This is a genomic window from Achromobacter sp. NPDC008082 (genome assembly GCF_042957345.1).
GTDB classification, from domain to species: Bacteria; Pseudomonadota; Gammaproteobacteria; order Burkholderiales; family Burkholderiaceae_B; genus Achromobacter; species Achromobacter kerstersii_A.
In genome coordinates this window covers 658,193-671,840 of record NZ_JBIBIB010000001.1, presented here as the reverse complement: position 1 = coordinate 671,840, position 13,648 = coordinate 658,193, and the positions used below count along the sequence as shown (strand labels likewise).

Here is a 13,648-nt window from a genome sequence, read left to right as displayed (position 1 = left end):
ATCGCGTGCGTGCGCTGGCCGCCCGCGCGTCGGACATGACCATAACGAGGTCAATGATGTCTGGTTCATCGGAGCATGCTGCACACGCCCCCGACGCCCCCAACGCCCGCGCGCCGGGCGCGTTGGAAGGCTTACGGGTCATCGATCTTTCCCGCGTGCTGGCGGGGCCGCTGTGCACCCAGATGCTGGCGGACCAGGGCGCAAGCGTGATCAAGGTCGAGCCGCCAGGCGGCGACGAAACACGCATGTTGGGCCCGCCCGTCAATGCCGACGGCGATGCCGCCTACTTCACCGCCGTCAACCGCGGCAAGCGCGCAATCGGCCTGGACCTGTCGCGCGCAGAAGGGCGCGACGTGCTGCTGCGCCTGCTGGAAGACGCCGACGTGCTGGTCGAGAACTTCATTCCCGGCACGATGGCCAAGTGGGGGCTGGACTACGAAACGGATCTGAAGCCCCGCTTTCCCCAACTGATTTATTGCGCGATTTCCGGCTTCGGTGAAGATGGCCCCCTGGGCGGCCTGCCGGGCTACGACGCCATCCTGCAAGCGATGTGCGGCTTGATGAGCGTGAACGGCGACGCCGCCAGCGGCCCCACGCGCATCGGCATCCCCATCGTGGACCACCTGACGGGCTACACCGCGCAAGCGGGCATCCTGCTGGCGCTGTACCACCGCGCACGCACCGGCCGCGGCCAGCGGGTGGAAGCCACGCTGTATGACACCGCGCTCAGCCTGCTGGTGCCGCACGCCGCCAACTGGATGCACACGCAGCGCACGCCCGGTCTGCTGGGCAGCGCGCACCCCAACATCGCGCCGTACGACCGCTATGCCTGCCGCGATGGCGACATCTTCCTGGGCATCGTCAACGACCGCCAATTCCGCAAGTTCTGCGACTACATCGGCCTGGCGCCCTTGCTGGAAGACGAACGCTTCGCCACCAACCGCCAGCGCCTGGAACACCGCGATGCGCTGCGCACCGCCATCGACGCCGCGCTTGCCCATCGTGCGCGCGACACCGTCTGCCAGGACCTGATGCAGTTGGGCGTACCCGTGGGCCCCGTCCACACGGTGCCCGAAGCGTTCGAACACGCCCACACGCGCCACCGCGGCATGCGCATTGACCGCGACGGCTACCACGGCATCGGCGCGGCCACGCGCCTGTCGGATGCGCCCGCGCGCCTGCGCCGCCTGCCCCCTGCTTATGCGCAGCACACCGACGAGGTCCTCCGGGAGGCCGGCCTCGACGACACCCACATCGCGGCCCTGCGCGAACTGGGCGTCTTGCCACGCAGGCCTCCTTCGAAGCCGTAGCAACACGACCGACCGCCAATAAAAAAATCCAGGAGACCACCATGAAGACACTACGCTTGATCGCCGCGCTAGCGGCGTCCTTGCTGTTCACGCAGCCTGCGGCCGCGGCCGACAGCTACCCCTCGAAACCCATCCGCATCATCGTTCCCTATCAAGCCGGACAAGGCACTGACGTGGCCGGCCGCTACCTGGGCGAGTACCTGGCCAAAGCGCTCGGCCAAGCCGTCATCGTTGAAAACCGGCCCGGCGCGGGCGGCAACATCGGCGCGTCCGAAGCGGCGCGCGCCGCGCCCGACGGCTACACGCTGTTGATGGGCACGAACGGCACGCATGTGCTGAACCAGTACATGTACGCGTCCACCAACTTCGATCCCGAAAAGGATTTCGAACCCATCATGCTGGTCAGCTCGTTTCCGATGGTGCTGCTGACGACACCTGCGTCGTCCTACACAAGCCTTGCGGACTTGCGCGACGCCGCCAAGGCCAAGACCGACAGCGTCAACGTCGGCATGCCCAGCACCACCGCGCGGCTGGTGTTTGAACTGCTCAAGCAGCAAGGCGTGTCCAGCCTGCGCGGCATTCCCTACAAGGGCTCCGCCACCGCCACTACTGACCTGATGGGCGGCCAGGTGCAGATCGGCATCGACACCGTCAGCGCTGCGCGCTCGTTCATCACGGGCGGCAAGCTGCGCGCGCTGGCGGTGACGTCGTTGAAAGAATCGGCGCTGCTGCCGGGCGTGAAGCCCGTGTCGGCCCAAGGCTTGCCAGACTTTCAGGTGATTGCGTGGAATGGCTTGTACGCGCCCAAAGGCACGCCGCCCGCCGTCGTGCAGAGGCTGAATGCCGAACTGACGAAGATTCTGGCGCGCCCCGAAGTGCAGCAACGGCTGTTGGAGCTGGGGCATGAACCGGGCGGCGGCACGCCGGGCGAACTGGCCGCCTTTGCGCGCAGCGAACGTCTGAAGTGGCAGCCGCTGATTGTGCAGGCGGGGCTGAAAGCGGAATAGCGTCTTCGCATCTGCGATCAGCGATCGACGATCGACAGTCGGCGATCAACGATCAAGCCCAGGCCTCGCGCCTGGGCTTTTTCTTGGAATTCTCCTTTGACGGTTTCGACCCACCGGGTTAACCCCAGCAGAATTAATACCTATAACATCAGAGAATATATTTATTGGAGACACCACCCACCCATCCCAACCACCGGGAGAAGACCATGGCGATGCCCACCCTCAAGCATTTCATCAACGGCCAATACGCGGAGTCCTCGGGCTCCGAGTACTTTGATTTGATCAGCCCCGTCACCGGCAAGCCGATCGCCCGCTCTCCCAACGCCAACGATGCCGACGTTGACGCTGCCTACGCCGCCGCCCGCAACGCGTTCAAGACCTGGGGCCGCAGCACGCCCTCCGCGCGCCAGCAGGCGCTGCTGAAACTGGCCGACGCGGTCGCCGAAAACAGCAGCCGTCTGGTCGACGCCCAAAGCCGCAACACCGGCCAGCTCAAACACCTGATCGCCTCTGAAGAAGTCGCCGTGTGCGTGGACCAGATCCGCTTCTTCGCCGGCGCCGCCCGCTTTCTCGAAGGCAAAGCCACGGGCGAATACATGGAAGGCCTGACCTCCAGCATCCGCCGCGAACCCTTGGGCGTGGTCGGGCAAGTCACGCCGTGGAACTACCCCCTGATGATGGCCGTGTGGAAGATTGCGCCGGCGCTGGCGGCGGGCAACACCGTCGTGCTCAAGCCCAGCGACAGCACGCCCGAAAGCACGCTGCTGCTGGCCGAAATTGCCGCGCCCTTCTTCCCCGCCGGCGCCTTTAACGTGGTGCTGGGCAACGCCGCCACCGGCGCCAAAGTCGTGTCGCACAAGACGCCCGCGCTGGTATCCATCACCGGCTCGGTGCGCGCCGGGCTGCAAGTGGCCGCCTCCGCCGCCGCCAACCTGACCCGCGCCCACCTTGAGCTGGGCGGCAAGGCGCCCGTCGTCATCTTCGAAGACGCCGACCTGGACCGCGCCGCGCAGCACATCGCCATGACCGGCTACTTCAACGCCGGCCAAGACTGCACCGCCGCCACCCGCGTGATCGTGGCCGAATCCGTGCATGACGCGTTCGTCTCGAAGCTCGTCGCCGCCGCGCGCGACACCCGCTTTGGCGACCCGGACGACCAGGACGCGCTCTACGGCCCGCTGAACAACGCCGCGCAACTGGAACGCGTGCAAGGCTTCATCCAGCGCCTGCCCGCCCATGCCCGCATCGAAACCGGTGGCCGCCAAGCCGCGCGCCCCGGCTACTACTTCGAACCCACCGTCATCACCGGCTTGCAACAGCAAGACGAAGCCATCCAGACGGAAGTCTTCGGCCCGGTCATCACCGTACAGAAGTTCAAAGACGAAGAAGACGCCATCCGCAAAGCCAACGACGTGGAATACGGCCTGGCTTCCAGCGTCTGGACGCGCGATCACGGCCGCGCCCAGCGCCTGTCGCGCGAGCTGGACTTCGGCACCGTATGGATCAACACGCACATCCCGCTGGTGGCCGAAGCGCCGCATGGCGGGTTCAAGCGCAGCGGCTACGGCAAGGACTTGTCCGCCTATGGCTTCGAGGAATACACGCGCGTGAAGCACGTGATGAGCGCTCACGACTAAAGGCCCGCCATGACATCCCTCCACACCCAAGCCGACCGCACGCGCGAGCTCGTCACCCGTGCGCACCATGAACTTTTCAACCTGCACAACACGGGTGCGCTGGAACGCCTGTTCTCGCCGGCGTTCATCGAACACTCCGCGCTGGTCAAGGACGGCATCGACGGCTTGTTCAAGCTGCTGCACGACCACCCCGCCATTCAGTACGACGCGCATCGCGTGCTGGTGGATGGCGACCTCGTCGCCTTGCACGGCCGCTACACGGGCTTGGATGCCGAGCCCCTGGTGGGCTTTGACATCTACCGCGTGGCCGATGGCTTGATCGTCGAACACTGGGACGGGCTGGTGCCTGAAGCCCCGCCCAACGCCAGCGGCCGCACGCAGCTGGACGGCCCGACGCAACCCCGTGCCGGGCAAGACACCGACGCCAACCGCGCGCTCGTCACGGCCTTCTTCAAGCGCGCGCTGATTGAAGGCGACTACACCGCATTCAGCGACTACGGCAACGGCGAAGGCTTCCATCAACACAGCCCGGATATCGCCGACGGCACCACGGCTGTCATCGACTTTCTGAACCAACTGCGCAAAGACGGCCAGGAACTGAAGTACAGCCGCATTCACCGCAGCGTGGCCGAAGGCGATTTCGTGCTGACGCATTCGGAAGGCAGCATCGGCGGCGCGCGCCACGCGTACTTCGAACTGTGGCGCGTCCAGGACGGCAAGGTCGCCGAACTCTGGGACGCCATCATGCCGGTGCCGGACGACCGGCAGGCGGCGCACGCTCACGGCATCTTCTGACGGCGCCCATGGCATGATGCACGTTTCTCTTTTCCGCCCCGGAGTCCGCCCATGACCGCCCACGCCATCGTCTATGCCCCCATCGGCCAAGGCACGCGCTCGGATCAGGTTGTTGAACGGCTCAGCAACGCCATCGTTGCGGGGCTGCTTCATGCCGACGAGCAACTGCCCAACGAAAACGAGCTGTCGCGCCTGATGGGGGTGTCGCCCGTGACCGTGCGCGAAGCCTTGAACACGCTGCGCGCGCGCCAACTCATCGACACCCGCCGCGGGCGCAACGGCGGCAGCTTCGTCTGCCCCGTGCCGGCGGAAATGCTGCGTGACCGCCATCCTCTGCGCTTGGCTACGTCGGGCGATCTGGCTGACCTGGGCGAATTGCATTGCGCCCTGATCAGCCACAGCGCCAGGCTGGCCTCGCAGCGGTCCACACCGGATGAGCACCAGCGGCTGGCTCAGCAGATCGACCTGTTCGAAGCGGCCGCCGATCCGCAAGCGCGCGCGCAGGCCGACATGCGCTGCCTGCTGATGCTGGCCAGCCATGCGCAGTCGGCCCGGTTGGCGAACCAGGAACTGGAAGTGCAGGCGGAATGGGCGCCGCTTGCGGCATCGTTGTATCAAGACGCCACGCTGCATGCCGACGCCGTGGCGGCGTACCGGCGCTTGCAAGAGGCGTTGGCCCGCGGCGACGAAGCCGCCAGCGGCGAACGGGCGCAAGACATGATCGGTGCAATGACGGACTGCCTGCTGGAACACAAACTGCGGCTGGATGCGCTGGGCGGGCAACCGAACCCACAGCCGACAGCAAGCCCGCCACGAACCCGCCACAAACCCGCTGACAATAGTGACTGACAACAGTGACTAACAGCAGTGACTGACAACGCCCACTGAAAAAGACGGCTGAACAAAGCGCCCCCCCCCAGGCACAGAGGAGACGGCAGATGAACGAAGACGCAAACATCGATCGCGCCAACGGCATTCTGGAATGCGTCTTGAACGATGCGCAGAACACCGCAAGCGCACTGGCGGACGCCACGGCCCAGATTTTTTCGGGCCAAACGCCGGCCCCGGACAGCGACCTGCGGCTGTCGGCCGAACAGCGGCGCGCGTTGCAGACCCACATCCAGGTGGCGCTGCGCCTGAACCCTTGGTGCAACGGCGCGGGCTTTGCCAGCTATGCCGCGCCTGAAGGCCCCGAAGACGGCTACTGGACGCTGGAGTGGTGGCACCAAGAGGGGCGATCCTTGCAGCAAGCGCAGCTGGAACGCAATCAGGAAACGCGCCGCCGGCTGGACTTCCGCGCGTTCGCCTGGTTCGATGAGCCCGCCCGCCGCCACCGCCCCATCATTGAAGGCCCGTACGTGGACTACATCTGCAACGGCGCCTACACCATCACCGCCGCGCATCCGGTGCTGGTGCGCGACGCGTTCGCGGGTGTGGCGGCCGTGGATGTGCTGGTCTCCACGCTGGACCGCATGCTGCTGCCGGCGTTGCGCAATATCGGCACGCCAGCGCTCGTTCTGAACGCAGACTCCCGCGTGGTGACCTCTACCGCGCCCGGTGTCCGCCCCGGCACGCTGTGGCAAGCCAAAGACGGCGACCGGCTGATTGGCGCGCCCAACGCGCTGCGCCTGGCCGTACTGGCGACGCCGCCGTCGCGCACGCCGCGCGGCCATCCCGCCAGCGCGCATCCGCTGCGCCACCCCGGCTGATCCCCCGGGGCCACGCCCCGCTTCCATTGACTTCGTACGCTGCGCGCCCTGGCTGGCGCGGCCGGCGCACATCTTTTGCAAACTGGAGACCCCCATGAAGTGGTATCTGCACGCCCTGAAACACTACGCCGTGTTCAACGGCCGCGCCTCGCGCAAGGAGTACTGGATCTTCGTGCTGATTCAAATCCTGGCCGTGCTCGCGATTTCCGCCGCCGAACGCGCGGCCGCCGTCGCCAACCCCGAAATTCTGTTCGGCTGGTACACCGCGGGCTTTCTGCTGCTGACCTTGCTGCCGGCACTAGCCGTGACGATCCGCCGCTTGCACGACACCGGCCGCAGCGGCTGGTGGGGTTTGCTGCACGCGCTGCCCGTTGCCGGAACGCTGCTGTTGCAGGCCTTCATGCTGCCCGCCAGTGCACAAGGACGCAACCGCTACGGCCCCGCGCCGGTGATGGCATAAGCCGAAAGCCGAAAGCCGAAAGCCTTTGAATCCAGGACCGTAGCCATGACACTGAACCGACGTGAATTCATCCTTAAAACCGCGGTGGCCACCACCGCGGCAAGCGCCGCAGGTGCGCTGGGCCTATGGCCTAAGCCTTCCGCCGCACTGACCTTGGCGCCCGCTAGCGTTGCGCCCTCGGCCTCGATGCTCCCGCCTTCAGAACTGCTGCAAGACGCGCGCAAGGTGCCCACGCGGCTGGGCATCGACCCCCGCATCTGGAACTGGCGCAGCGACGCCGCCGCATCCGATCCCATGCCCGCCAACTACTACGAAGCCTCGTTGTCCGACTGGCCCGCGTTCGGCGGCTTGCCAGGCGATTTGCATTGCGAAGTCGTCGTCATCGGCGGCGGCCTGCTTGGCGCATCCACGGCGTTGCACCTGGCCGAAGCGGGGGTAGATGTCGTGCTGATCGAAAAGGACCACATCGGCTCGGGCGCGTCGGGCCGCAACGGTGGCCAGATGACGCCGGGGCTGGCGCGTTGGGAAGCCGGCACCATGCTGGACAATCTGTCGCCCGATGAAGCCCAGCGGCTGTGGCGCTTTGCTTCCGTCGAAGCGATGGAAACTGTGGACGGTTTGCGCCACCGCCACGGCTTTGATTGCGACCGCCAATACGGCCACATCACGGCAGCAGTGCACGCGGGCCACATGGGCGCGCTAGTCGACAACGCCGATGCGCGCCGCCGCCTGGGCGATGACAGCGTCAAAATCATTGGCCGCCATCAGTTAAACGAGCAGCACGTAAAGTCCGATATCTACTTCGGCGCGGCCGTCGACAGCGGCGGCGGCCAGGTGCAGCCGCTGGCTTTGCTGCGCGGCCTGATTCACGCCTTCGTCAAGCTGGGCGGCCGGGTGTATGACGGCACGGCCGCACAAGCCATCGAAGAATCACCGGGCAGCACGCTGGTGAAGACGGCGCAGGGCGCGCTCAAGGCCAGCAAGGCCGTGGTGTTGGCCGTGCACAGCGCCACGTTCCAGTTCATGCCGGGCAGCGCCACCACCGTGCCATTCTTCACCTATGTGGCCGTCACGCCGCCGCTGGGCCATACGCTGGACGCGCTGATCCCCTCCGGCCTGCCGGTCTACGACACGCAACTGCAAATCGATTACTACCGCCCCGTGCGTGACAACCGCCTGCTGTTTGGCGGGCAAGGCACGGGCAACTCGTGGTCGCCGCGTGACGTCAACAATTACCTGCTCGACCGCATCAAAACGGTGTTCCCCCAACTGGAAAACCCCGAACTGGAGTATTCCTGGAGCGGCATCAGCGACCTGACCTTGAACGGCGCAACCGACAGCCGCAAAAGCGCGGGCGACGTGCCGGTGTACATGGTGCACGGCTGGAGCGGGCACGGCGTGGCGCAGACGGTGCGCATCGGCCGCGCCATCAGCGACGACCTGACCGGCCGCAACAATGACTACGCCATGCTCACGCGCTTTGATCACGCCGGCATTCCGCTGGGCCGTCATTTGTCGCCCGTTGCGATTCCGTTGATCAAGGGCGCGCTGGGCGTCAGGGGCTTGATCAACCCCGCCGACATGGTGTCGTTCTAAGCCGGCACGCGCGCACGGCGCTGGCCGATGGCGGCTACGGCCACGGCCAGCACCAGCAACACCGCCGCCACCGCATAGGTGCCGCGCATGCCTGCCGCCAACGCGGCGGGCGGCGCAATCCGCACATCGCCCGCGCCGGACGCCCACGCGAACACCGCGCCCATCAACGAGGCGCCGGTAATAAACCCCAGGTTGCGCGACAGGTTCAACAGGCCCGACACCGCACCGCGCTGATCCGCCCCGGCGCTCGCCATGATGGCGCTGCTGTTGGCCGCCTGAAACAGCGCATAGCCGCTGGTGATGACGACCAGCGGCACCACGTAGCCCGCCGCGCCGAACGTCAACGGCGCCAGCGGCAACAACGTTGCGCCCAGCGTCATCGCGGCGAGCCCGGCCAGCATCACGCGTTGCGCGCCGTACCGGTCCACACTGCGGCCCGCCGGCACACCCGCCAGCGCGGCCACGGCGGGTCCGCAAGACATCACCAGCCCCACCCTCGCCGCGTCCAGGCCCAACGCGCCTGCCAGGTAGAACGGGCCAACCACCAACGTCGTCATCATCACGGTGGACACCAGCGCATTCGTCGCCACGCCCGCGCACAAGACCGGTTCGCGAAACAGCGCCAGCCGGATCAACGGGGACGCCGACCTCGCCTGTACGCGTACGAACATGGCGGCGGCGATCGCCGCAACGGCCAGCAGCGCAAAGGGGGTTGCGCCCAAGCCGCCGCCGGACGTCATCGCCAACGCATAGGCGGCAATACCCAGCGCCAGCAGCACCGAGCCCGTGGCGTCAAAGCGCGCCCTGGCTTGAGCGGCATGCGCAGGGTCACGAGGCAGAACCCGCCAAGCCAACCCAAACGCCATGGCGCCCAAGGGCAGATTGATCAGGAAAATCGACGGCCAGCCGAATCCGCTGATGAGCGCGCCGCCCAGCGTCGGGCCAAGCGCCGTGCCGATGGCCGACATCGTGCCCAGCAGCCCCATCACGCTGCCCGTCTTGTTCTTGGGTACGGCCACGCTGGCGAACGCCATCGTCAGCGCCATCATGATGGCGGCCCCCACCCCTTGCACGGCACGCGCGGCGATCAGCCCGCCCAGCCACGGCGACACGCCGCACAACAGCGAGCCCGCCGTGAACAGGACGATGCCCAGCAGCATCAGCCGCCGCCGGCCCATTACATCGCCCAAGCGGCCTGCGCTGACAATCACCGTGGTGATGGCCAGCAGATACGCCAGCACCACCCATTGCACCGAGGCGAAACCCGCATCGAAGGTTTGCGCAAGCGTCGGCAACGCCACGTTCGCAATGCTGGTGCCAAGCGCGGGCAACAGCATCGCCAAGGACAGGCAGGCCAGTAATGGCCGGGAAGCAGGCGTAGCGGGAAGAGAAGATTGCATGATCAGGCCTGGAAGAAGAATGGCTTGCCAACATGGCTCGCTGGAAACCATCCTAGGCTTGCGCGTCATCAGGCGGAAGACGCAGCATTTGCATTGAATACCTGCACGGGACGCCATGTTTCGGCGTGCACATCCACGCGCCGCCATGCTACGTTTGCGCAATGGCTAACCCCGACCTCAATCTGCTGATCACCCTGGACGCGCTGCTGGACGAAGGCAGCGTCGCACGCGCCGCGCGCCGGCTGCGCTTGAGCCCGTCAGCCATGAGCCGCGCACTGGCTCGCTTACGGGAAACCACGGGCGACCCGCTGCTGGTGCGCGCCGGACGCGGCCTTGTCCCTACGCCTCGGGCGCTTAAGCTGCGCGGCCGGGTGCATACGCTGGTGCAAGACGTTGAAGCGGTGTTGCGCCCAGCCGAACAGCTGGATCTGACCCGCCTGGTACGCACCTTCACGTTGCGAACCAGCGACGGCTTTGTGGAAAACGTCGGGCCGATTCTGCTCAACCGCATCGGCCGGGAAGCCCCCGGCGTCAGGCTGCGCTTCATGCAGAAAGCGGACAAAGACAGCGCGCCGCTGCGCGAGGGCGAAGTCGATCTGGATACGGGCGTGGTCAGCGACACCGCCAGCCCCGAACTGCGCACGCGCGCACTCTTCCAAGACAGATTCATCGGCGTCGTGCGCGCCGGCCATCCGCTAAGCGGCGGCAAGGTGACGCTGGCGCGCTACGCGAACGCGCAACACATTCTGATGTCACGGCGCAACCGTGAGACCGGCCCGGTCGACGATGCCCTAGCCGCCGCAGGGCGCAAGCGCACCATCGCCACCACCGTCGGCGGGTTTTCCGCCGCGCTGGCGCTGGCCAGGCACTCGGACCTGATCGCCACGGTGCCAGAGCGGCACACCGGCAACCTGCGCACCGGGATGCACAGCTTCCCGCTGCCCTTCCCGATGCCCATGTTCACCGTATCGATGCTGTGGCATCCCCGCATGGATGGCGACGCCGCGCACCGCTGGCTGCGCGGGTGCGTGCTGGACGCGGTCCAGCAGTTGCCCGCGCGCTAAGGCGGCCGCAGTTCAACTGTTGACGCGGCTCGGCGACTTAATTAATATCCGCCCGGTCGGAAATAAATAGTGCAATCATGGGACGTACTCGAGTCATCGATCAAGACCAATTACTGGACGCCGCCGAAGCGGTCATCGCGCGCGATGGTGCGGCGAAACTGACACTGGAATCCGTAGCCACCGAAGCGGGGGTCAGCAAGGCGAGCGTCATCTACGATCACAAATCCAAGCAGGGCTTGATCGAAGCACTGGTACGGCGCGCGCTTGAGCGCGACAACGCATTCAACCTTGCCGCAGCCGAGCAAGTGAGTGGCGCCGACGCACGCACGGTTCGCGGCCGCATTGCGGCCGCCGCCAACCCTCTTCCTCCGCAACAGCGCGCCGTGGCGTTGAACCTGTGCGCCGCACTGGCCCAAGACGGCGACTTGCGGCAGATCATGCAGGCCAACCAGGCGGCCGTGATCCGGTCGCTTCAGCACGATGCCGCCGAGCCCCGCAGCGCACTGCTCGCTTACCTGGCGCTAGAGGGCTTGAAACTGCTGGAAAGCCTGGATTTCCACACGTTTTCCAAACCGGAACGCGCTCGCCTGTTAAAGGAGATCGCGGCGCTGGTCGATCAACCCGCTGCGGAGCAATCTCGTGCCAAGCGCTGATCGCCTGTTCCTGACCGGCGGCAGCGGCTACGTCGGACGCAACCTGATCCGCCATTTCGTTGCACAGGGCGCGCAAGTGCGTGCGTTGGCGCGTAGCGCGAATGCCGCCCGGCAAGTGCTGGCGCTGGGGGCCGAGCCCGTTGAAGGCGATCTGTTTTCGCCGCATCTTGCCGACGCCATGCAAGGCTGCAACGCGCTGATCCACGCTGCGGCGGATACCCAGCATGGCCTTGCATCCCAGGCGCAGCATCACACGAATGTCGAGGGCACCCGCCACGTCTTCGCGGCCGCCGCACGGGCGCGGGTATCGCGCGCGGTACACCTGAGCACCGAGTCCGTACTGCTGGACGGCTCGCCCCTGGTGGATGCCACCGAACAGCATCCTTACCCGCGCCGACCGGCGGGCGGCTATTCCGCCACCAAGGCGCGAGCCGAACAGGTGGCGCTGGATGCCGTCAAAGCCGGCGTGGCCGTCTCTGTGGTGCGTCCGAGATTTGTGTGGGGCCGCGACGACACCACCGCGTTGCCGCAATTGCTGCAAGCCGTGGACAGCGGAAAGTTCGCGTGGATCGGCGGCGGGCGCTATCTCACGTCAACAACGCACATCGGCAATCTGGTGCACGGCGTAGAACGCGCCCTGCGGCATGGCCAGCCCGGGCAGTGCTACTTCATCACCGATGCCGACATCGTCGAATTCCGAACGTTCATCAGCGCGCTGCTGATTAGCCAGGGAAGGACGGTTCCCGAAAAGGCGGTCCCGCGTTGGCTCGTGACCACCGTCGCCGCCGTCAGCGAGCGCATCTCGGCGATCACGGGCGGTCGATGGCATCCTCCCGTGACGCGCCAGATGCTGGCGCCCTCGGCGGTTGAGGTAACGCTGAATATCGCCAAGGCGCGCCGCGAACTGGGTTACGAACCGCCGATCAGCCGGGCGATGGGCCTGGAAGAACTTCGCTCAGCGGCCTTCATACCGCCGCCCCTTTAACCGCCTCTGCCAACGGAGCAATAGCGGCCAGCTCATCATCCGTCAGCGAGACACTGGCCGCGCCAACGTTCTCGCTTAGCCGCGCTGGGCGTCGCGTGCCGGGAATCGGCACCAGCGCCACATCAAGCTGCCGGGCGCGTGCATAGAGCCAGGCAAGGCCCAACTGCGCGCTGGAAATTCCCTTGCGCAATGCCAGCGCGTCCAGCGTCGCCACGAGTTGCGCATTCGCTTCCTGGTTCTGCCGCTGGAATCGCGGAAAACTCCGGCGGGAATCGTTCGCCGCCAACGTTGCGGAAAATCCCTTTCCGGTCAGCAGCCCACGCCCGAGCGGGGCAAACGGCACAACGGTGATGCCCAGCGAAGAGGCGGCCGGCACCACCTGCTGCTCGATGGTCCGGCTAAACAGTGACCACTCCGATTGAAGCGCCGCAATGGGATGAATGGCATGCGCGCGCCGCAATTCGTCCGCACTGACTTCGCAAAGGCCAAGCGCACGGACTTTTCCCTGCGCCACCAGATCGGCCATCGCACCAACGGATTCCTCCAGCGGCACATCGGGCGTACGTCGGTGCATGTAATACACATCGATCACATCAATCTTCAAACGCGCCAAGGATTGTTCGACCGCCCGCCGGATGTACGCGGGATGATTGCACAGGCTCCAGTCATCGGGGTCCGCAGGCGTACGCGTGTAGCCAAACTTCGTAGCAATCACCACTTGGCTCCGATTGCCTCTCACAAAGTCGCTTAGAAAAGATTCATTTGCGCCCAGGCCGTACATGTCCGCGGTATCAAAGAGCGTAACGCCTAAGTCCAAGGCCTGGTCCAACGTTGCACGGGCCTGGGCAAGGTCGGTGGCCCCGTAGAATTCGCTCATGCCCATGCAGCCTAAGCCTTGAATGCCCACCAGCGGGCCGTCTGCGCCCAGGCGAATCTTGGGTAATGGTGTGGAAAGTAAACGCACGATACCGGCTCCGAGATAAAGAAAAGCCAGTTATAAGTGCGTAGTTAACTACAGGGTCAAGGAATTCC

General features: G+C 65.9%; 13 protein-coding genes. 11 read left to right on the top strand and 2 right to left on the bottom strand.

Annotation, left to right across the window (positions count from 1 at the left end; genetic code table 11):
* The first annotated feature begins 53 nt into the window (after window positions 1–53).
* The 8 genes from ACFZAI_RS03105 to ACFZAI_RS03070 all read left to right on the top strand — a co-directional run bounded on the left by ACFZAI_RS03105 (window position 54) and on the right by ACFZAI_RS03070 (window position 8,514).
* The gene (locus tag ACFZAI_RS03105) at window positions 54–1,310 is read left to right on the top strand and encodes a CaiB/BaiF CoA transferase family protein (RefSeq protein WP_391565528.1); all 1,257 of its coding nucleotides are present in this window, start codon (window positions 54–56) and stop codon (window positions 1,308–1,310) included.
* A gap of 41 nt (window positions 1,311–1,351) precedes the next feature.
* Window positions 1,352–2,317: a Bug family tripartite tricarboxylate transporter substrate binding protein gene (locus ACFZAI_RS03100; RefSeq protein WP_391565527.1), complete on the top strand. Its 966-nt coding sequence runs from the start codon at window positions 1,352–1,354 to the stop codon at window positions 2,315–2,317.
* Window positions 2,318–2,523: 206 nt separating this feature from the next.
* The gene (locus tag ACFZAI_RS03095; RefSeq protein ID WP_391565526.1) at window positions 2,524–3,954 is read left to right on the top strand and encodes a gamma-aminobutyraldehyde dehydrogenase; all 1,431 of its coding nucleotides are present in this window, start codon (window positions 2,524–2,526) and stop codon (window positions 3,952–3,954) included.
* A 9-nt stretch (window positions 3,955–3,963) separates the two neighbouring features.
* A complete protein-coding gene (locus ACFZAI_RS03090) occupies window positions 3,964–4,749 on the top strand; it encodes a nuclear transport factor 2 family protein (protein ID WP_391565525.1) in 786 nt (261 codons plus the stop codon).
* Window positions 4,750–4,800: 51 nt separating this feature from the next.
* Window positions 4,801–5,598, top strand: coding sequence for a FadR/GntR family transcriptional regulator (locus tag ACFZAI_RS03085; RefSeq protein WP_391565524.1), 798 nt, complete (start codon window positions 4,801–4,803; stop codon window positions 5,596–5,598).
* A gap of 89 nt (window positions 5,599–5,687) precedes the next feature.
* Window positions 5,688–6,458 (top strand): cache domain-containing protein, encoded by a 771-nt coding sequence (locus tag ACFZAI_RS03080; protein ID WP_391565523.1) that lies wholly within the window; start codon window positions 5,688–5,690, stop codon window positions 6,456–6,458.
* A 94-nt stretch (window positions 6,459–6,552) separates the two neighbouring features.
* Window positions 6,553–6,918, top strand: coding sequence for a DUF805 domain-containing protein (locus ACFZAI_RS03075; protein WP_391565522.1), 366 nt, complete (start codon window positions 6,553–6,555; stop codon window positions 6,916–6,918).
* A 186-nt stretch (window positions 6,919–7,104) separates the two neighbouring features.
* Window positions 7,105–8,514, top strand: a complete 1,410-nt coding sequence (locus ACFZAI_RS03070) for an NAD(P)/FAD-dependent oxidoreductase (RefSeq protein ID WP_391566255.1) — start codon at window positions 7,105–7,107, stop codon at window positions 8,512–8,514.
* Here ACFZAI_RS03070 and ACFZAI_RS03065 read toward each other — a convergent pair.
* Window positions 8,511–9,914, bottom strand: coding sequence for an MFS transporter (locus ACFZAI_RS03065; RefSeq protein WP_391565521.1), 1,404 nt, complete (start codon window positions 9,912–9,914; stop codon window positions 8,511–8,513). The two genes, ACFZAI_RS03070 and ACFZAI_RS03065, sit on opposite strands and share 4 nt — an antisense overlap.
* A gap of 161 nt (window positions 9,915–10,075) precedes the next feature.
* Between ACFZAI_RS03065 and ACFZAI_RS03060 the strand changes: the two genes are divergently transcribed.
* From ACFZAI_RS03060 to ACFZAI_RS03050, 3 genes are all read left to right on the top strand, one after another.
* Entirely contained in the window at window positions 10,076–10,978 is a 903-nt protein-coding gene (locus tag ACFZAI_RS03060) for a LysR family transcriptional regulator (RefSeq protein WP_391565520.1), read from the top strand.
* 77 nt (window positions 10,979–11,055) lie between these two features.
* On the top strand, window positions 11,056–11,631 hold the full coding sequence (locus ACFZAI_RS03055; protein WP_391565519.1) for a TetR/AcrR family transcriptional regulator: 576 nt from the start codon (window positions 11,056–11,058) through the stop codon (window positions 11,629–11,631).
* On the top strand, window positions 11,618–12,616 hold the full coding sequence (locus ACFZAI_RS03050) for an NAD-dependent epimerase/dehydratase family protein (protein WP_391565518.1): 999 nt from the start codon (window positions 11,618–11,620) through the stop codon (window positions 12,614–12,616). The genes ACFZAI_RS03055 and ACFZAI_RS03050 overlap by 14 nt, the downstream gene beginning before the upstream one ends.
* On the opposite strand, the gene ACFZAI_RS03045 is transcribed toward ACFZAI_RS03050, so the two are convergent.
* Entirely contained in the window at window positions 12,597–13,580 is a 984-nt protein-coding gene (locus ACFZAI_RS03045) for an aldo/keto reductase (RefSeq protein WP_391565517.1), read from the bottom strand. The genes ACFZAI_RS03050 and ACFZAI_RS03045 overlap by 20 nt on opposite strands.
* Window positions 13,581–13,648: the final 68 nt, after the last annotated feature.

Coding starts and splice junctions, on each gene's coding strand:
- ACFZAI_RS03105 (WP_391565528.1), top strand. CDS start 54: ATGATGTCTGGTTCATCGGAGCATGCTGCACACGCCCCCGACGCCCCC.
- ACFZAI_RS03100 (WP_391565527.1), top strand. CDS start 1,352: ATGAAGACACTACGCTTGATCGCCGCGCTAGCGGCGTCCTTGCTGTTC.
- ACFZAI_RS03095 (WP_391565526.1), top strand. CDS start 2,524: ATGGCGATGCCCACCCTCAAGCATTTCATCAACGGCCAATACGCGGAG.
- ACFZAI_RS03090 (WP_391565525.1), top strand. CDS start 3,964: ATGACATCCCTCCACACCCAAGCCGACCGCACGCGCGAGCTCGTCACC.
- ACFZAI_RS03085 (WP_391565524.1), top strand. CDS start 4,801: ATGACCGCCCACGCCATCGTCTATGCCCCCATCGGCCAAGGCACGCGC.
- ACFZAI_RS03080 (WP_391565523.1), top strand. CDS start 5,688: ATGAACGAAGACGCAAACATCGATCGCGCCAACGGCATTCTGGAATGC.
- ACFZAI_RS03075 (WP_391565522.1), top strand. CDS start 6,553: ATGAAGTGGTATCTGCACGCCCTGAAACACTACGCCGTGTTCAACGGC.
- ACFZAI_RS03070 (WP_391566255.1), top strand. CDS start 7,105: ATGCTCCCGCCTTCAGAACTGCTGCAAGACGCGCGCAAGGTGCCCACG.
- ACFZAI_RS03065 (WP_391565521.1), bottom strand. CDS start 9,914: ATGCAATCTTCTCTTCCCGCTACGCCTGCTTCCCGGCCATTACTGGCC.
- ACFZAI_RS03060 (WP_391565520.1), top strand. CDS start 10,076: ATGGCTAACCCCGACCTCAATCTGCTGATCACCCTGGACGCGCTGCTG.
- ACFZAI_RS03055 (WP_391565519.1), top strand. CDS start 11,056: ATGGGACGTACTCGAGTCATCGATCAAGACCAATTACTGGACGCCGCC.